Source organism: Helicobacter pylori (genome assembly GCF_014497725.1).
Classification (GTDB): Bacteria; Campylobacterota; Campylobacteria; order Campylobacterales; family Helicobacteraceae; genus Helicobacter; species Helicobacter pylori_DE.
The window spans coordinates 49377-68818 of record NZ_JACTGF010000003.1 but is presented as its reverse complement, the minus strand read 5'-3'; the positions used below and the strand labels follow the sequence as shown (position 1 = coordinate 68818).

The 19442-nt window shown below is 39.1% G+C and carries 18 protein-coding genes and 1 other RNA gene; 16 read left to right on the top strand and 3 right to left on the bottom strand.

The window, feature by feature from the left end; all coding sequences use genetic code 11:
• The first annotated feature begins 78 nt into the window (after positions 1–78).
• The 13 genes from ribA to H7N69_RS03805 all read left to right on the top strand — a co-directional run bounded on the left by ribA (position 79) and on the right by H7N69_RS03805 (position 11744).
• Entirely contained in the window at positions 79–657 is a 579-nt protein-coding gene (gene ribA / locus H7N69_RS03865; protein WP_001912504.1) for a GTP cyclohydrolase II, read from the top strand.
• A gap of 78 nt (positions 658–735) precedes the next feature.
• Positions 736–957 (top strand): MoaD/ThiS family protein, encoded by a 222-nt coding sequence (locus H7N69_RS03860; RefSeq protein WP_000230615.1) that lies wholly within the window; start codon positions 736–738, stop codon positions 955–957.
• Positions 958–1395, top strand: a complete 438-nt coding sequence (locus H7N69_RS03855; protein ID WP_187884856.1) for a molybdopterin synthase catalytic subunit — start codon at positions 958–960, stop codon at positions 1393–1395.
• A gap of 12 nt (positions 1396–1407) precedes the next feature.
• On the top strand, positions 1408–1938 hold the full coding sequence (gene mog / locus H7N69_RS03850) for a molybdopterin adenylyltransferase (RefSeq protein WP_001193314.1): 531 nt from the start codon (positions 1408–1410) through the stop codon (positions 1936–1938).
• 9 nt (positions 1939–1947) lie between these two features.
• A complete protein-coding gene (moaC, locus tag H7N69_RS03845; protein ID WP_187884855.1) occupies positions 1948–2424 on the top strand; it encodes a cyclic pyranopterin monophosphate synthase MoaC in 477 nt (158 codons plus the stop codon).
• 118 nt (positions 2425–2542) lie between these two features.
• Positions 2543–3325, top strand: a complete 783-nt coding sequence (gene hpaA / locus H7N69_RS03840) for a flagellar sheath lipoprotein HpaA (RefSeq protein WP_108168983.1) — start codon at positions 2543–2545, stop codon at positions 3323–3325.
• Positions 3326–3353: 28 nt separating this feature from the next.
• Entirely contained in the window at positions 3354–4190 is an 837-nt protein-coding gene (locus H7N69_RS03835) for an outer membrane protein (protein WP_187884854.1), read from the top strand.
• A 111-nt stretch (positions 4191–4301) separates the two neighbouring features.
• A complete protein-coding gene (gene tig, locus H7N69_RS03830) occupies positions 4302–5657 on the top strand; it encodes a trigger factor (protein ID WP_187884853.1) in 1356 nt (451 codons plus the stop codon).
• 20 nt (positions 5658–5677) lie between these two features.
• Complete coding sequence (clpP, locus tag H7N69_RS03825; protein ID WP_000540576.1) at positions 5678–6265, top strand: ATP-dependent Clp endopeptidase proteolytic subunit ClpP; 588 nt, start codon at positions 5678–5680, stop codon at positions 6263–6265.
• Between the two features lie 4 nt (positions 6266–6269).
• On the top strand, positions 6270–6794 hold the full coding sequence (def, locus tag H7N69_RS03820) for a peptide deformylase (RefSeq protein WP_120887760.1): 525 nt from the start codon (positions 6270–6272) through the stop codon (positions 6792–6794).
• A 5-nt stretch (positions 6795–6799) separates the two neighbouring features.
• The gene (locus H7N69_RS03815) at positions 6800–8320 is read left to right on the top strand and encodes a YifB family Mg chelatase-like AAA ATPase (RefSeq protein WP_187884852.1); all 1521 of its coding nucleotides are present in this window, start codon (positions 6800–6802) and stop codon (positions 8318–8320) included.
• A 24-nt stretch (positions 8321–8344) separates the two neighbouring features.
• Positions 8345–10405: a heavy metal translocating P-type ATPase gene (locus H7N69_RS03810; protein WP_187884851.1), complete on the top strand. Its 2061-nt coding sequence runs from the start codon at positions 8345–8347 to the stop codon at positions 10403–10405.
• 37 nt (positions 10406–10442) lie between these two features.
• A complete protein-coding gene (locus tag H7N69_RS03805; protein WP_187884850.1) occupies positions 10443–11744 on the top strand; it encodes a restriction endonuclease subunit S in 1302 nt (433 codons plus the stop codon).
• Positions 11745–12129: 385 nt separating this feature from the next.
• Here H7N69_RS03805 and hofF read toward each other — a convergent pair whose 3' ends face one another.
• The 3 genes from hofF to secA form a co-directional block, all read right to left on the bottom strand.
• Entirely contained in the window at positions 12130–13629 is a 1500-nt protein-coding gene (hofF, locus tag H7N69_RS03800; protein ID WP_187884849.1) for an outer membrane beta-barrel protein HofF, read from the bottom strand.
• A gap of 281 nt (positions 13630–13910) precedes the next feature.
• Entirely contained in the window at positions 13911–15143 is a 1233-nt protein-coding gene (locus tag H7N69_RS03795; protein WP_031244766.1) for an ABC transporter permease, read from the bottom strand.
• A complete protein-coding gene (gene secA / locus H7N69_RS03790; protein WP_187884848.1) occupies positions 15133–17730 on the bottom strand; it encodes a preprotein translocase subunit SecA in 2598 nt (865 codons plus the stop codon). Before secA ends, H7N69_RS03795 begins: the two co-directional genes overlap by 11 nt.
• Before the next feature lie 147 nt (positions 17731–17877).
• Here secA and lolA point away from each other — a divergent pair, with 147 nt between their 5' ends.
• From lolA to H7N69_RS03775, 3 genes are all read left to right on the top strand, one after another.
• On the top strand, positions 17878–18432 hold the full coding sequence (lolA, locus tag H7N69_RS03785; protein WP_187884847.1) for a LolA-like outer membrane lipoprotein chaperone: 555 nt from the start codon (positions 17878–17880) through the stop codon (positions 18430–18432).
• A gap of 55 nt (positions 18433–18487) precedes the next feature.
• Positions 18488–18873, top strand: a transfer-messenger RNA (tmRNA) gene (gene ssrA, locus H7N69_RS03780).
• A gap of 41 nt (positions 18874–18914) precedes the next feature.
• Positions 18915–19442, top strand: coding sequence for a hypothetical protein (locus tag H7N69_RS03775; protein ID WP_187884846.1), 528 nt, complete (start codon positions 18915–18917; stop codon positions 19440–19442).

Below are 19442 nucleotides of genomic sequence, written 5' to 3'. Positions count from 1 at the left end.
TTTAAGAAAATTATAAAGAGTTTTGATAGAATACCTTTTTTTAAAAGACGCGTTTTAAAACTAATTTTAGGAGTATCCTTGAAACGATTAGAAGTCTCTAACCAAGCCAAATTACCCACTCAATTTGGGGAGTTTTGTATCCAGTGTTTTAGAGAAAAGGGTTCTAATGGCTCTAAAGATCATTTAGTCATTTTCACCCCTAATTTTTCTCAAAACCCTTTAGTGCGTTTGCATTCAGAATGTTTAACCGGTGATGCTCTAGGCTCTCAAAAATGCGATTGCGGAGGGGCGTTGCAAATGGCGTTAGAAAGGATTTCTAAAGAGGGGGGGCTAGTGATTTATTTGCGCCAAGAAGGGCGTGGGATAGGGCTATTTAACAAAGTCAATGCCTACGCTTTACAAGACAAGGGCTATGATACCATTCAAGCCAATGAAATGATAGGGTTTAAAGACGATGAAAGGGATTATAGTATTGCGGGTGAGATTTTAGAATATTACCATATTAAAAAAATGCGCTTGCTCACGAATAACCCTAAAAAAATCGCCGCTTTAGAAAAATACGCTGAAGTAACAAGGGAGAGCTTGATCGTGTGCGCTAATGAGCACAATCAAGGGTATTTGGAAGTCAAAAAGCTCAAAATGGGGCATTTATTGTGAAAACTAAAAGCGCTTTTCAAAGAGGTTTTAAAAATATTTAAAATCATGCTTTTAAAAGATTCAATATAAGGGTAAATGATGGTAGAAGTGCGATTTTTTGGACCCATAAAAGAAGAAAATTTTTTCGTCAAAGCGGGTGATTTAAAGGAATTAAGAGCGATTTTACAAGAAAAAGAGGGCTTAAAAGAGTGGTTGGGCGTTTGCGCGATAGCCCTTAATGATCGTTTAATAGACAATTTAAACACGCCTTTAAAAGATGGCGATGTGATCAGTTTGTTGCCACCGGTTTGTGGGGGCTAGGTGTTAAAAATCATTCAAGGGGCATTAGATACGGAGAAGCTTTTGAAAGCCTACCAAGAAGAAGCTCACATGAAAAACTTTGGAGCGTTTTGTGTGTTTGTGGGGATTGTGAGGGAAGAGGGTAACATTCAAGGCTTGAGTTTTGATATTTATGAGGCGCTATTAAAGACTTGGTTTGAAAAATGGCACTATAAAGCCAAAGATTTGGGTGTGGTGCTAAAAATGGCGCACAGCTTGGGCGATGTTTTGATAGGACAAAGCTCATTTTTATGCGTTTTAATGGGAAAGAATAGAAAAAACGCCTTAGAACTATACCAAGATTTTATTGAAGATTTTAAGCGTAACGCTCCTATTTGGAAATACGATTTGATTGATAATAAACGCATTTACGCTAAAGAAAGAAGCCACCCTTTAAAAGGGAGTGGGCTTTTAGCTTAAAAAGGAATTAAAATGCAAACGATTCATATAGGCGTTTTGAGCGCGAGTGATAGGGCGTCAAAAGGGATTTATGAAGATTTAAGCGGCAAGGCGATACAAGAAGTGTTGAGCGAATACTTGCTCAATCCTTTAGAATTTCATTATGAAATTGTCGCTGATGAAAGGGATTTGATTGAAAAATCGCTGATTAAAATGTGCGATGAATACCAATGCGATCTGGTCGTTACTACAGGAGGCACAGGCCCTGCTTTAAGAGACATAACCCCAGAAGCCACAGAAAAAGTGTGCCAAAAAATGCTTCCTGGTTTTGGAGAGCTTATGCGAATGACTAGTTTAAAATACGTGCCTACAGCGATTCTATCGCGCCAGAGCGCTGGCATCAGGAATAAGAGTTTGATTATCAATCTCCCTGGTAAGCCAAAAAGCATTAGAGAGTGTTTAGAAGCGGTTTTTCCAGCGATTCCTTATTGCGTGGATTTGATTTTAGGGAATTATATGCAAGTGAATGAAAAAAACATTCAAGCGTTTCGCCCCAAACAATAGGATAAAAAAATGCCGCTCACTCATTTGAACGAAGAAAATCAGCCTAAAATGGTGGATATAGGGGATAAAGAAACCACTGAAAGAATCGCTCTAGCAAGCGGTCGTATCAGCATGAATAAAGAGGCTTATGACGCTATTATCAATCATGGCGCTAAAAAGGGTCCGGTGTTGCAGACTGCGATTATTGCTGGGATTATGGGGGCTAAAAAGACAAGCGAGCTCATTCCCATGTGCCATCCAATCATGCTCAATGGGGTGGATATTGATATTTTAGAAGAAAAAGAGACTTGCAGTTTTAAACTCTATGCGAGAGTCAAAACTCAAGCTAAAACGGGCGTAGAAATGGAAGCGCTAATGAGTGTGAGTATAGGGCTTTTAACCATTTATGACATGGTGAAAGCCATTGATAAGAGCATGACAATTAGCGGTGTGATGTTGGAGCATAAAAGTGGAGGCAAAAGCGGGGATTATAACGCTAAAAAATAGAAAAAAACTGATAATCTAAAGATGTTAGGGTAAAATAACATTTTGACAACAAAAGCGTGTTGGTTGCTTCGGGTTTGTTGTTATAGAAGTCTAAAATATTACAATCAAGGATAGAACGATGAAAGCAAATAATCATTTTAAAGATTTTGCATGGAAAAAATGCCTTTTAGGCGCGAGCGTGGTGGCTTTGTTAGTGGGATGCAGCCCGCATATTATTGAAACCAATGAAGTCGCTTTGAAATTGAATTACCATCCAGCTAGCGAGAAAGTTCAAGCGTTAGATGAAAAGATTTTACTTTTAAGGCCAGCTTTTCAATACAGCGATAACATCGCTAAAGAGTATGAAAACAAATTCAAGAATCAAACCACGCTTAAAGTTGAAGAGATCTTGCAAAATCAGGGCTACAAGGTTATTAGCGTAGATAGCAGCGATAAAGACGATCTTTCTTTTTCGCAAAAAAAAGAAGGGTATTTGGCGGTTGCTATGAATGGCGAAATTGTTTTACGCCCCGATCCTAAAAGAACCATACAGAAAAAATCAGAACCTGGGTTATTATTCTCCACCGGTTTGGATAAAATGGAAGGGGTTTTAATCCCGGCTGGGTTTGTCAAGGTTACCATACTAGAGCCTATGAGTGGGGAATCTTTAGATTCCTTTACGATGGATTTGAGCGAGTTGGACATTCAAGAAAAATTCTTAAAAACCACCCATTCAAGCCATAGCGGAGGGTTAGTTAGCACTATGGTTAAGGGAACGGACAATTCTAATGACGCGATCAAGAGCGCTTTGAACAAGATTTTTGCAAATATCATGCAAGAAATAGACAAAAAACTCACTCAAAAGAATTTAGAATCTTATCAAAAAGACGCCAAGGAATTGAAAAACAAGAGAAACCGATAAAGACAAATAACGCATAAGAAAAGAACGCTTGAATAAACTGCTTAAAGGGGGTGTTTTAGCGTTCTTTTTGAGCGTGTATTTAAGGGCTGATGATTTGGTTACTTACACCATCATCAAAGAAAAAGATCTAGGATACCAGCGGTTTTTAGCCAAGAAGTGTTTAAGGGGTAAAACCCACCCTCCGTGTTTTACTAAGCCTAAAAAGCCTAAAAGAAAACTTTTTAACATAGACAAAAGCTCCCACTATTATGGCACAAGCGTGGTGCAAATGTCATGGCTACAGAGTAGGGAAAGATTTGAAAACCATTCAAAATACCGAGACATTCCTTTTGCTGAAGTCAGTTTGATTTATGGCTATAAACAATTTTTTCCTAAAAAAGAGCACTATGGTTTCCGCTTTTATATTTCTTTGGATTACGCTTATGGCTTTTTTCTTAAAAATAAAGGCGCATTAGGCGATAGTTTGAGGGAGAGTTCGCAAATCCCTAAAAGCTATAGAGAAAAATTGCAAAGAAAAGAGACTTTTATTAACGCTATTTTTTATGGTGTGGGGGCTGACTTTTTATACAAACGCGCTTTCGGGACGCTGATTTTAGGGATGAATTTCGTGGGAGAAACCTGGTTTTATGAAACAAAGATTTTTAAAAAGTGGGCTAAAGATCCTTCAAGCGTTTATCACCCTTACATGTTTCAAGTGATGTTAAATGTAGGGTATCGTTACCGCTTTTCAAGGTATAAGAATTGGGCGATAGAATTTGGCGCGCGCATCCCTTTTTTAACCAATGATTATTTTAAAACCCCTTTATACACCCTTCATTTCAAGCGCAATATTTCTGTCTATCTCACTTCAACTTATGATTTTTAGTTTTTTCAATTTTTGAAAACTAGAATTAAAACCGCTTTTTATAAACCAGAATTAAAACAAATTAAGCTATAATGATACAAAAATTTAATTTTTTAGCCATTAAGGAAAAAAATGAATCTTGAAGTGAAAAAGATTGACACCGCTAACGCCCGTTTGAGCGCTAAACTTTCCATTGAAAATTTAGAGAAGCGTTATGATAAAATCGCTCAAAAAATCGCCCAAAAAGTTAAGATTGATGGCTTTAGGAGAGGTAAAGTCCCCCTTAGTTTAGTGAAAACCCGCTATCAAGCCCAAATTGATCAAGACGCTCAAGAAGAGATGATTCAAGAGGTTTTAAAAAACGCTCTTAAAAAATTAGGGATTGAAACTAAGGATCTCATCGGTAGCCCCAATTTCACTAAATTTGAAAAAAAAGACACGCATTTTGAAATAGAAGCGGATATTGGCTTAAAACCCACGATTGTTTTAGACAAGATCAAAGAGTGCGTGCCTAGCGTGGGAGTGGAAATCCCCAATGAAGAAAAAATTAATGAGCGTTTGAAACAGCTCGCTAAAGATTATGCGAAATTTGTGGATACTGACGCTCAAAGAAAAGCTCAAAACGACGATAAATTGACGATTGATTTTGAAGGCTTTATAGATAATGCGCCTTTTGAAGGGGGCAAGGCTGAGAATTTCAATTTGATTTTAGGCAGTAAGCAAATGCTAGAAGATTTTGAAAAGGCTCTTTTAGGCATGCAAGCGGGCGAAGAAAAAAAATTCCCTTTGACTTTCCCTAGCGGATACCACGCAGAGCATTTAGCCGACAAAGAAGCCCTTTTTAAAGTGAAATTACACCAGATCCAAGCGCGTGAAGCGTTAGAAATCAATGACGAACTCGCTAAAATCGTGCTAGCTAATGAAGAAAATGCGACTTTAAAGCTTTTAAAAGAAAGGGTTGAAGGGCAGTTGTTTTTAGAAAATAAAGCCAGGCTCTATAACGAAGAGCTGAAAGAAAAATTGATTGAAAATTTAGATGAAAAGATCGTTTTTGATTTGCCTAAAACGATCATAGAGCAAGAAATGGATTTGTTGTTCAGGAACGCTCTTTATTCCATGCAAGCTGAAGAAGTCAAATCCTTACAAGAAAGTCAAGAAAAAGCCAAAGAAAAGCGTGAGAGCTTTAGGAATGATGCGACAAAAAGCGTGAAAATCACTTTTATCATTGACGCTTTAGCGAAAGAAGAAAAAATTGGCGTGCATGACAATGAAGTCTTTCAAACTTTGTATTATGAAGCGATGATGACAGGGCAAAACCCAGAAAATCTCATTGAACAATACCGCAAAAATAACATGTTAGCGGCGGTGAAAATGGCGATGATTGAAGATAGGGTGTTGGCTTATTTGTTGGATAAAAATTTGCCTAAAGAGCAGCAAGAAATTTTAGAGAAAATGAGGCCTAACGCTCAAAAAACTCAAGTGGGTTAAACGATTAAAAGGGAAAAATGATGGGATACATTCCTTATGTAATAGAAAATACAGAGCGTGGCGAACGCAGTTATGATATTTACTCACGCCTTTTAAAGGATCGCATTGTTTTATTGAGCGGTGAGATTAACGATAGCGTGGCGTCTTCTATCGTGGCCCAACTCTTGTTTTTGGAAGCTGAAGACCCTGAAAAAGACATTGGCTTGTATATCAATTCTCCCGGTGGGGTGATAACAAGCGGTCTTAGCATTTATGATACGATGAATTTTATCCGCCCTGATGTCTCCACGATTTGCATCGGTCAAGCGGCTTCTATGGGGGCGTTTTTATTAAGCTGTGGGGCTAAGGGCAAGCGCTTTTCATTGCCTCATTCAAGGATTATGATCCACCAGCCTTTAGGGGGGGCTCAAGGGCAAGCGAGCGATATTGAAATCATTTCTAACGAGATCCTTAGGCTTAAGGGTTTGATGAATTCTATTCTGGCTCAAAACTCAGGGCAGAGTTTGGAGCAAATCGCTAAAGACACGGACAGGGATTTTTATATGAGCGCTAAAGAAGCTAAAGAGTATGGCTTGATTGATAAAGTGTTACAGAAAAACGTGAAGTGATTGCATGGCGTTATTAGAGATTATCCATTACCCTTCTAAAATTTTAAGAACGATTTCTAAAGAGGTCGTTTCTTTTGATGCAAAACTCCACCAACAACTAGACGACATGCATGAGACTATGATCGCTAGTGAGGGGATAGGGTTAGCCGCTATTCAAGTGGGTTTGCCTTTAAGAATGCTCATTATCAATCTCCCGCAAGAAGACGGCGTGCAACACAAAGAAGACTGCTTGGAAATCATTAACCCTAAGTTTATAGAAACTGGGGGATCAATGATGTATAGAGAAGGGTGCTTGTCTGTGCCGGGATTTTACGAAGAAGTGGAGCGCTTTGAAAAGGTTAAGATAGAGTATCAAAACCGCTTCGCTGAAATGAAAGTTTTAGAAGCGAGCGAGCTTTTAGCGGTAGCCATTCAGCATGAGATCGATCACCTTAATGGCGTGTTATTCGTGGATAAATTATCCATTTTGAAGCGTAAGAAATTTGAAAAAGAACTCAAAGAGCTGCAAAAACAACAAAAACGCGAGTAACAACCATGATCAACACGATATTTTGCGCGACCATGCAAAGGGGGGTGGCAGAAATCGTGGCTGTGGAAGCGACTTTCACAAGGGCTTTGCCGGCGTTTGTGATTTCAGGCCTGGCTAATAATTCTATCCAAGAAGCCAAGCAACGGGTCCAATCGGCTTTACAAAATAACGATTTCACTTTCCCGCCTTTAAAAATCACCATCAACCTTTCCCCTTCAGATTTGCCTAAATCCGGGAGTCATTTTGATTTGCCTATCGCTCTTTTAATCGCTTTGCAAAAACAAGAGCTGGCTTTTAAAGAGTGGTTTGCTTTTGGGGAGTTAGGGCTTGATGGCAAGATCAAACCCAATCCTAACATTTTCCCCATGCTTTTAGACATTGCCATTAAACACCCCCATGCTAAAGTCATTGCTCCTAAGGCCAATGAAGAGCTTTTTTCGCTCATTCCTAATTTGCAATGCTTTTTTGTGGAGCATTTTAAAGAAGCTTTAGAAATCTTACAAAACCCTGAAATCAGAGCAGACACCCACACGAAAAAACTACCCTTTAAAACGATAGAATTGGACGATAAAGAGTATTATTTTTCAGACGCCTATGCCTTAGATTTTAAAGAAGTTAAGGGGCAAGCTGTCGCTAAAGAAGCCGCTTTGATCGCTAGCGCTGGGTTTCATAATTTGATTTTAGAGGGAAGTCCAGGGTGTGGGAAAAGCATGATTATTAATCGCATGCGTTATATCTTGCCTCCATTAAGCTTGAATGAAATCCTAGAAGCGACAAAATTACGCATTTTAAGCGAGCAAGACAGTGCCTATTACCCCTTAAGGAGTTTTAGAAATCCCCACCAGAGCGCTTCAAAATCCAGCATTTTAGGCTCAAGCTCTCTAAAAGAGCCAAAACCTGGCGAAATCGCGCTCGCGCATAACGGCATGCTTTTTTTTGATGAATTGCCTCATTTTAAAAAGGATATTTTGGAAGCCTTGAGAGAGCCTTTAGAAAACAATAAATTGGTGATCTCACGAGTGCATAGCAAGATTGAATACGAAACCTCTTTTTTATTTGTAGGGGCTCAAAACCCTTGCTTGTGCGGGAATTTACTCAGCGCAACCAAAGCATGCCGTTGCCAAGATAGAGAAATCACGCAGTATAAAAACCGCTTAAGCGAGCCTTTTTTGGACAGGATTGATTTGTTTGTGCAAATGGAAGAGGGGAATTATAAAGACACGCCGTCGCATTCTTGGACTTCAAAAGAGATGCATCAATTAGTATTATTAGCTTTCAAACAGCAAAAATTAAGGAAACAGAGCGCTTTTAATGGTAAGCTTAATGAAGAGCAGATCGAACGATTTTGCCCTTTAAACGCTGAAGCAAAAAAGTTGTTAGAGCAGGCGGTTGAAAGGTTTAATCTGTCCATGCGCTCTGTTAATAAGGTCAAAAAAGTCGCTAGGACGATTGCGGATTTAAACGCTTGCGAGAATATAGAAAAATCTCACATGCTTAAAGCGCTGAGTTTTAGAAAGATTTCTTAAAAGGATTTTTATAAGGGAGAGAAAATGCAAGAATACCACATTCATAATTTGGATTGCCCTGATTGCGCGTCTAAATTAGAAAGGGATTTAAACAAACTAGATTGTGTGAAAAAAGCTCAAATCAATTTCAGCACTAGTAAGTTGTTTTTGGATACGAGCGATTTTGAAAAAGTTAAGGCTTTCATCAAGCAAAATGAACCGCATTTGAGCCTGTCTTTTAAAGAGGCTGCAGAAAAGCCCTTGAGTTTTACGCCACTCATGATTACGATCATTGTCTTTTTGGGCGCGATTTTAATCTTACACCTAAACCCTAGCCCTTTGATTGAAAAAGCGGTGTTTGTGGTTCTCGCTTTAGTGTATTTAGTGAGCGGTAAAGATGTGATTTTAGGGGCGTTTCGTGGGCTTAGAAAAGGGCAATTTTTTGATGAAAACGCTTTGATGCTCATTGCGACTATTGCGGCTTTTTGCGTGGGGGCTTATGAAGAGAGCGTCTCTATTATGGTGTTTTATTCAGCGGGCGAATTTTTGCAAAAACTCGCTATCGCTCGCTCTAAAAAATCCCTTAAGGCTTTGGTGGATGTCGCTCCTAATCTGGCTTATTTAAAAAAGGGCGATGCATTAGTGAGCGTTGCGCCTGAAGATTTAAGGGTTAATGACATTGTGGTGGTGAAAGTCGGCGAAAAAGTGCCTGTTGATGGCGTGGTGATCAAGGGCGAAAGTTTGCTAGATGAAAGGGCGTTGAGTGGGGAGTCTATGCCTGTTAATGTCAGCGAACGCTCTAAAGTTTTAGGGGGGAGCTTGAATTTAAAAGCGGTCCTTGAAATTCAAGTAGAAAAAATGTATAAAGATTCTTCTATCGCTAAAGTGGTGGATTTAGTCCAGCAAGCCACGAATGAAAAGAGCGAAACAGAGAAATTTATCACTAAATTTTCACGCTACTACACCCCAAGCGTTTTATTCATCGCCTTAATGATCGCTGTATTACCGCCCTTGTTTTCTATGGGGAGCTTTGATGAGTGGATTTATAGAGGGCTTGTGGCTTTAATGGTGAGCTGCCCTTGCGCGTTAGTGATTTCTGTGCCTTTAGGGTATTTTGGGGGCGTGGGAGCGGCGAGCCGAAAGGGCATTTTAATGAAAGGCGTGCATGTTTTAGAGGTGCTTACCCAAGCTAAAAGCATCGCTTTTGATAAAACCGGCACTTTGACTAAAGGCGTTTTTAAAGTAACAGATATTGTGCCGCAAAACGGGCATTCTAAAGAAGAAGTTTTGCATTACGCTTCTTGTTCGCAGCTCTTATCCACGCACCCTATCGCTTTATCCATTCAAAAAGCATGCGAAGAAATGTTAAAGGACGATAAGCACCAGCATGACATTAAAAATTACGAAGAAGTGAGCGGGATGGGGGTTAAAGCGCAATGCCATACGGATCTAATCATCGCAGGGAATGAAAAAATGCTCGATCAATTCCATATCGCGCACAGCCCTTCCAAAGAAAACGGCACGATCGTGCATGTGGCTTTTAACCAAACTTATATAGGCTATATCGTCATTAGCGATGAGATTAAAGATGACGCCATAGAGTGTTTAAGGGATTTAAAAGCGCAAGGGATAGAAAATTTTTGCATTTTGAGCGGGGACAGAAAAAGCGCGACTGAGAGCATCGCTCAAGCTCTAGGCTGTGAATATTATGCGAGCTTGTTGCCTGAAGAAAAAACGAGCGTGTTTAAAACCTTTAAAGAACGCTATAAAGCCCCAGCGATTTTTGTAGGCGATGGCATCAATGACGCTCCGACTCTAGCGAGCGCTGATGTGGGGATTGGCATGGGGAAAGGCTCAGAGTTGAGCAAGCAAAGTGCGGACATTGTGATCACTAATGACTCCTTAAGCTCTTTAGTTAAAGTTTTAGCGATCGCTAAAAAAACTAAAAGCATTATTTGGCAAAATATCTTGTTCGCTTTGGGGATTAAGGCGGTTTTTATCGTGCTAGGGCTTATGGGGGTAGCGAGCTTGTGGGAGGCGGTCTTTGGCGATGTGGGGGTTACGCTTTTAGCCTTAGCCAACTCCATGCGCGCGATGAGGGCTTAATGATCGCATTATCAAAGAGTTAGAAGGGGGGGGCAAAATGCATAAAATAGAGCGCTTACTCCAAACCTTAGCGCCTAAGGGGGTGGAGTTTAAAACGCTTGAAGAGGTTTTTGAAATTAAAAATGGTTACACCCCATCAAAAAACAATCCTGAATTTTGGGAAAAAGGGACTATCCCTTGGTTTAGAATGGAGGACATTAGAGAAAATGGGAGGATTTTAAAAGACTCTATCCAACACATTACCCCAAAGGCTTTAAAGGGTAAGAAATTATTCCCTAAAAATTCTATTATTATTTCTACAACAGCAACCATAGGCGAACATGCCCTTTTAATCGTTGATTCGTTAGCGAATCAACAATTCACTTTTTTAAGCAAAAAAGCGAATTGTGATATTGCTTTAGACATGAAATTCTTTTTTTATCAATGTTTTCTTTTGGGGGAATGGTGCAAAAAAAATACTAATGTTTCAGGTTTTGCTTCTGTGGATATGACTGCTTTTAAAAAATATAAGTTCCCCATCCCGCCCCTAGAAATCCAACAAGAGATCGTTAAGATTTTGGACGCTTTCACAGAATTAAACACAGAATTAAACACAGAATTAAACACAGAATTAAACACAGAATTAAAAGCGCGAAAAAAGCAATACCAGTATTACCAAAACATGCTTTTAGACTTTAAGGACATCAATCAAAACCACAAAGACGCAAAAATGAGCGCCAAAACCTACCCTAAACGCTTAAAAACCTTACTCCAAACCTTAGCGCCTAAGGGGGTGGAGTTTAGGAAATTGGGGGAGGTGTGTGAAATTTTAGATAATCGGCGTATCCCAATTGCGAAAAATAAAAGAAATCCGGGAATTTATCCTTATTATGGAGCAAATGGAATTCAAGATTATATTGATAGCTATATTTTTGATGGGGATTTTGTGCTAGTTGGTGAAGATGGGAGCGTTATCAATAAGGATAATACTCCTGTTGTGAATTGGGCAAGCGGAAAAATATGGGTGAACAATCATGCTCATGTGCTTCAAACAAAAAATGAACTAAAATTAAAGTTTTTGTATTTTTATTTACAAACGATAGATGTTAGCTATTGTGTTGCTGGAACTCCGCCAAAAATCAACCAAGAAAATTTAAAAAAAATAACAATCCCCATCCCACCCCTAGAAATCCAACAAGAGATCGTTAAGATTTTGGATCAATTCTTGGCCCTAACCACCGATTTATTAGCCGGTATCCCCGCTGAAATCAAAGCCCGAAAAAAGCAATACGAATATTACAGAGAAAAACTATTAACCTTCAAACCCCTAACCCCCCATAAAGAAGTTAAAAAATGCTAAAAGCGTTTTTACAATTAATTAAAAGAGCTTGCGTAGCAAGTGATATTTTCTAAAAAAAAGCGCTCTTTGGGGGGTTAGGGGGATCTTAAGGGGGTTAAGGGGGGTATTATCGCAAAATATCCCCCTATCCCCTTATAAAAAGAATTTGAAATATTTTTTAAAAGGAATAACATGAATTATGAGATTATCGCAGAAAGCAATGAAAAGCCCATTTTTAAAAATAAAAGTTTTAGTATCACAGAGCCAAAAATAGCGTAATAAAAAAGTTTAAAATTCTAACGCTTTTTTAAAAACAAGCCCTAAAATAGGCGATAAAGCGTTTTTTAGTGGCTATTTTTTCTAGGCGTTTTAACAAACCCTTAAAGGGTTGTTATTTAAAGAGGGTTTAGAGCTTCCACACGATTTCGGTGAAAATGTGGCTCCTGTCTTGATCGGTGGCGGGCTGGCTGTCTAATTTTGGCCCGTTCCACCCCATTTTATAGCCTTGATGCATCAACACATTATAATATTCAAATTTAATGTCGGCTGAGAAATTTTTAGTGAATTTATAACCCAAGTTGAGCGATAGGACTTGTTCGTTCGCCCTAGGCCCATAAGTCAAACGCCCCAATAAACCCCAAAGGAATTTCCTATGCACCCCACCGCCAAAGGCAAACACAGTAAAAGCGTTCGCATCCATCATGTAAGACAAAGAGTTAAGGGTGTTTGCATAAACGGTGTTCGTCCAAAAGTCAAAGCCCAAGCGGTTACCATGGTAGCCTATCATCCAGTTAGCGTTCCCAAAGGATTTATAAATCCCAAAACCAAAATTGTATTCATTCCATTCAAACTTTTGTTTGATCATCAAGCTGTGCGCGTTCTTACCGGCTGGCATGCCAAATTGATAGGTGTCCCAAAATCTTTTAGCATAAAAGGGATTAAGCACGGTAACATCGGTTTGAGAGCGAAACCCTAATCCAGTAAAAGTGGGGTTACTATCATAAGTGATCGTAAAGTTAGGGTCGTATTCGTTAAAGGGTGAAAAATAGACAAAAGGCTGAATGCTGAAACCCTTGTAATTCCAAATGATATAAAAGGCATGCACCCCAGGGTTTATGGTTTGCCCGTTTTTAAGAGTGTAGGTTTTAGGCGAATAGAAATTATAAAGCCACTCGTTATAGGCAAAACCACGACCAAAAGAGCTAAACCACCAGAATTTGAAATTCCCTAAATTTAAGGTCATGTCCAAGCCTTGGTTGTAACCACTCATATAGTCCGCCGGGGATTCGTATCTTCCGCCCCTAATTTCAAAAATATCTTTGTAGTTGTAGCGCAAGTAAGCGTTATAAATCACATAGTTTCTGGTGTGATCGGCATAACTTTTAGCGCAAGTGGAAGCCTCTAAAGCTTCTTGATTAGACAGCTGCGTCATTTCAGCTTGAGTCATCTTATCGTATTGGCCTTGGGTTAAATTCCCTGTGGCTAACCCGCAACTAGCCCATGGCTTTTGCCCCACAAGACCGCCCCAATAGCCCACATAGTTCCACGCCATAGCCCCATAGGTTTTCCCTGTAACTTCGTTAATAAAATCCTTAGTGGTATCATAAATTACAGCACCCCCCCAACCCCCAAGACTCCCGTCTAAATGGTGCCCGTTGGCCGTAGCGCTTTTGGGCAAAAGCTCCGTAAAATCCACTTGCATGTAAGCCATGATCGTCATAAAGGTTTCGGTAGGGTAAAGCCCTTTATTAGTGTTGATAGGTTTGTTATTGAAACCGACTTTAGAGAAACTTTCAGCACCCGCTTTAATTTTAGCGATTTTACCCAAATCAAAAGCTTGACTTTGAGAAGAGAATAAAAAAAGAAGCGTTGCAATATTTTTAGCAGATGCAACTTTGTAGTTCATGCGTTTAACCTTTAGTATAAACCAAAAATTCTAAATAGAGTAAGCCAACACCGTTCAAAGAAAATTTTTTCTTGCAGATCTTAAACATCTAATCAGTCTGTTCATCTTCCGTCCTTTTTTCTACGAAGTCCGACTTGCAAAGTTAATTCTTAACTAAGTCGTGCGTTAATACTAGCATAATATTATGGTTTTTTTTAATTTTGAGAATAAAATTTTTCTTTGTTAGTTAAATACAGACACTCAAAGCCTTATTTCATCTCAATATTATTTAATTTTTTAATTTATTCATTCCTCAACACGCTTAAAGCGTCAATAGTAGAAGCTTTTTTAGACGGGTAATAAGAAGAAAGGGCTACGATAATCACAGAGCCTATTAGAGTGAGCGTAAAATCCATTAAAGACAAATCCAAAGGCAAAGTGTTGATGCCATAGACATCAGCCGGGAGCGAGATGATAGGGAACACGCTTAAAAGATACATGCTTATAAACGCTAAAACCACCCCAAGAATCACACCGCCCAAACCAATGATATTACCCAAATAAAAAAAGGTTTTTTGGATTTCTTTTTGACTGCTCCCCATGCTAAAGAGTAGAGCGATTTCTTTACGCCTGTTCATCACCACCATTAAAAGCGAGCTGATGATATTCAAAGACGCCATTAAAATAATGAGCATGAGCACAATGAATAACGCTCTTTTTTCTAATTCCATCGCCGAGAAAAAATTCCCGTTTTGCTGCCACCACCCTTCAATGCCTATGCCATGATGGTTGATGGTTTTTAAAGCGTTGCGTAAAATTTCAATATCCTTCATAGGCGTTTTAGAATAGACATGCACCCCATCATAAAGCCCTAAAGGTAACCTCCTGATCGCGCTTATAGCTTGAAGGCTCGCATACATGTAGCTCATGTCGTAAGATTTTAGCCCTGAATCAAAATCACCTTTGATAGTAAAACGCTTCATGATAGGGGAGAGCGTGAGACCGGTTGGCTCTAATTCGGTGAAAAACAAATCGGCTTTTTGATTGAGATCTAAATTCAAGCTGTATCTCAAGCTTTTCCCCACGATCAAATTAAAAGGGTTTTTGAATAGATCGTTTTCATTAATGTTTTTTAAAGCGTCGTTTAAAACTTCATTGATGCGCCTTTCTTTAGAAAAATCAACCCCAAACACCACGCCACCATTCATGGAATGCGCGCTTTTAATCAAGCTTTGGGTTTGCAAATAGGGGCTAAAAAGCAAATTAGGGAACTTTTTTTCCAAAGCTTGAACCACTTCTTCGCTGATCCCATAAGGGCTTGTGGTATAGAGCGTTAAGGGGTAGTTCATCACAAAAAGCTTTTTTTCAAATTCCTTACTCATGCCGTTCATGATCGCCATAGCCACAATTAAAACCATCACGCCAACCGCCACGCCAAAGAAAGCCAACAAAGCGGTGATGCTAATAAATGGCTGGCTTTTATCAAAACGCAAATAACGCTTGATAAGGAAAAAAATCAACGATCTATTTGGCAAATAAGCCCTTTTTAGGCCCGCTTTTAGCGCAACAATCTTTATATTTTTTGCCGCTCCCACAAGGGCAAGGCTCGTTCCTTTTAGGGGTTTTAGCGAAAGCTTTCATGGCCACATTCAAATCTTCATCTAAGGCTTCTTCATGGCGGTAAGTTACGCTCTCATGCTCTCTTTCTTCGCTAAAGTTATCCAAATAACGCTCCGCATCGCTAGAATCTTGCTCATTTTCAAACTGGATCTTAGAAAAGGTTTTGATCGCTTCCACTTTAATGTCTTCAATGAACTCTAAGAAAAGGTTGTAACTCTCTTTTTTGTATTCTACAAGGGGGTCTTTTTGGTTATAGCCTCTTAAATTGATACCGGTTTTGAGATTATCCATCGTATAAAGGTGCTCTCGCCATGCGTTGTCTAAAATCTGCAAATACACGATGCGTTCGATCCGGCTTCTTTGTTCGCTGTCTAAAACTTTCATTTTGTTTTCATAATCGCTTTTTAATTTTTCTGCGACAAACTTTTCAATAGGGGAGGCTTTTTCTAAATCTTCTAATGCAACATGAGCGTTAAAATCTTCTTTTAAGATGTTTTTAAGCCCTAAAAGCTCCTCTTCAGACAGGTTTTGATGGTCAAAGGCTTTGAGTTTAGAAAAGATTTGATTGAGCGCGTATTCTCTGTTTTCAGCGATTTTAGCGCTAATATCGTAATTGATGTCTAATAATTCATCTCTAAATTTATACACGCTTTTTCGTTGCTCATTAGCCACATCATCGTATTCTAACAAATGCTTACGGCTTTCAAAATGCAAGTTCTCCACTTTTTTTTGCGCGTTTTCCACCGCTCTTGTTACGAGCTTGGATTCAATGTGTTCGCCGTCTTTAAGCCCTAATTTTTCCATCACCCCCTTAATCCTATCGCTCCCAAAAATGCGTAGCAGATTGTCTTCTAAACTCAAATAAAATTGACTCACCCCCGGATCGCCTTGGCGCCCGCTTCGCCCCCTTAATTGGTTGTCAATCCTACGGCTCTCATGCCTTTCAGTGCCAATGATATACAGCCCCCCAAGTTCTTTGATTTCATCAGTGAGTTTAATATCAACGCCTCTGCCTGCCATGTTGGTCGCAATCGTAACCGCCCCTTTAAGCCCGGCGTCTTTGATGATTTCAGCTTCTTTGGTGTGCTGTTTGGCGTTTAAAACGGTGTGAGGGATGCGTTCTTTTTTGAGTAAAGCGTGCAAGGTTTCACTTTTTTCAATGCTAGCCGTGCCAACTAAAACGGGCTGACCCTTATCGTGCAATTCTTTAATTTTGAGGATCACAGCGTCAAATTTTTCTTTTTCACTCTTATAGATCAAATCGTTCAAATCTTTGCGCTTGATCGCTAAATTAGTAGGGATAGACACCACTTCTAAATTATAGATTTCTAAAAATTCTGTGGCTTCGGTTTGAGCCGTGCCTGTCATGCCTGAAAGTTTAGAAAACATCCTGAAATAATTTTGGAAAGTAATATCGGCTAAGGTTTGGCTCTCTTCTTTAATGCTCACGCCCTCTTTAGCCTCTAAAGCCTGATGCAGGCCCTCACTAAAGCGCCTCCCCTCAGACAAACGGCCGGTAAATTCATCTACAATCACCACTTCATTATTGGCTACAATATAATCTTTATCAATAAAAAAGAGGTAATTCGCTTTCAAAGCCTGGTCTAAATGGTGCGATAGGGCGGCGTTTTCAATCTTGTATAAATTATCCACTCCAAAGAGGTTTTCGGCTTTTTTAATCCCCTCTTCAGTGATTAAAATCGCGCGGTTTTTTTCGTCTATGGTGAAATCTATTTCCACCTGCATGCTTTTAGCGACTTCATCAGCCTTGTTGTAATTTTCCATGCGCCTATCCACAGGCCCTGAAATGATTAAGGGGGTTCTCGCTTCATCAATTAAAATGGAATCCACCTCATCAACAATAGCGAATGCATGCGATTTTTGCACCTTATGCTCTAAAGAATATTTCATGTTATCCCTTAGATAATCAAAGCCAAATTCATTATTAGTGCCATAAACAATGTCTTTAGAATAAATTTCTAAGCGCTCATCATCATCTCGCACACTCGCGGTGATCGTGCCTACGCTATAACCTAAGAAGTGATACAGCGGCTCCATTTCTTTAGAATCCCTATGGGCTAGGTAATCATTAACGGTTACCACATACACGCTCTCGCCCTTTAAAGCGTTCAAAGCCACCGCTAAAGTAGCGACTAAAGTTTTACCCTCTCCAGTTTTCATTTCGGCGATTTTGCCATCGTTTAAGACCATGCCCCCAATGAGTTGCACGTCAAAATGGCGCATCTTTAAGATCCTTTTACTCGCTTCTCTAGTGATAGCAAAACTTTCTGGTAAAACTTCTAAAAGGGTTTTTTCTTGCAAATCTTTTTCTGTGGATCGCACTCGTTTTTTTAACTCTTCAAAAGCGTTTTGCAACTCAACATCGCTCATTTTTTCATAAGTAGGCTCTAAGGCGTTGATAGTTAGGACTTGTTTTTTGTATTGTTTGATCCAGCGATCGTTTCTGGTGCCAATGATTTTTCCAATGATTGCTTTTATCATAGTAGTAATAACCTTATTAAGAGTGCTTTAATCTTATTTATTTTATTAAAGCGTCAGTTTTTAGTCCCATTTTAGCATGGATAAAATAAAAGTCTTGTAAAATAAAGGGTTTTATTAAAGATGAGAGATTGTTTTAAGGTTTGATTAATGAAAGCTTTTTTAAAGATTGTAATGGTTTTGGTTTTTATGGGCGTCGCTCATGCTAAAAATCCTCCAACCCTTTCTAAAGAAGAAGAGGTCTTGCAGCATTTACAAAGTTTTAGCGCGCATTTCAAGCAGGTTTTAAAAAGTGAAAAGCCCTTAGTTTATTATGGGGTTTTAAAGGCTAAAGCCCCTAATTGGGCTTTATGGGTTTATGAAAAGCCTTTAAAAAAAGAAATTTACATGAACGATAAAGAAGTGGTGGTTTATGAGCCTAATTTGTTTCAAGCGACCATCACGCCCTTAAAAGACAAGACGGATTTTTTCACCATCCTCAAGCGCTTAAAAAAGCAAGATGACGGATCTTTTAAAACGACTATCAATAAAACCACTTATCGTTTAGTTTTTAAAGACGGCAAGCCTTTTTCGCTGGAATTTAAAGATGAAATGAACAATCTTGTAACGATCACTTTTTCTCAAGCAGAAATTAACCCTAAAATTCCTAATGAGATCTTTGTCTTTAACCCTAAAGATGAAAATATTGATATTGTGCGCCAATGATTTTTAGCCGCTCATTAATAAAAGTTAGTTACAATAACCAAGCTTTTAAAATCATGGGGCTGACTTGGATTTCGACAGATTTCTTGTCGCACAGATAGCATGCCAAGCGCTGCTTGTAAAACAGCAACAAAAATAACTGTAAACAACACAGATTACGCTCCAGCTTACGCTAAAGCTGCGTGAGTTAATCTCCTTTTGGAGCTGGACTGATTAGAATTTCTAGCGTTTTAATCGCTCCATAACCTTAAGCTAGACGCTTTTAAAAGGTGGTTCGCCTTTTAAACTAAGAAACAAGAACTCTTGAAACTACCTCAAGGTTTTAGAAAGTTGGACCAGAGCTAGTTTTAAGGCTAAAAAACTAACCAATTTTCTAAGCATTGTAGAAGTTTGTGTTTAGGACAAGATTTTTGGACTGGGGTTCGATTCCCCACAGCTCCACCATATTAAAAAGTATCGTTTTTAAGCGTATTTAAGGAAGGTAAATGCAGAAGTTTTTCTCTCGTTTTAGAAGGTGGGCGTTGCCCTTTTATTTTGTGAGCGCTTTAGCAGCGATTGATATTGATGAAGTAACAGAAGCTCAAGCCAACAGCATTAAATTAAGCGATCAGTTGGTAAGCCTGAGCGATAAGCTTTTAGAAAAAGCGGTTGATAGGGGGCGCAATACCGATCACTTAAAAGATCTTAACGATTTGCATGAAAAAATCAAACATTTGCGCTTGATCTTAGAGCCTAAACCTAAGGATAAAGAAAATAATCCTAACTTAAAAGATCATCAAGGCTCTGAAACGATTGAAATCGGCGAAGCGATTAAAAAGGCTTTAGGCGATCCGGTATTCCCCCAAGACGCGCTAGATGCCGCTTTGCAAATTGACAAACAACTGGATTCTTTCAAGCAAGATAATTTGATTAATGTTAAGCCCTTAAAAGATGTTTTAGCCCAACTAGAAGCCGAATTGAGAAAAGCCGTTGATTTCCAAAAACAATGGCTCAATTCTACCAAACCTAATTGA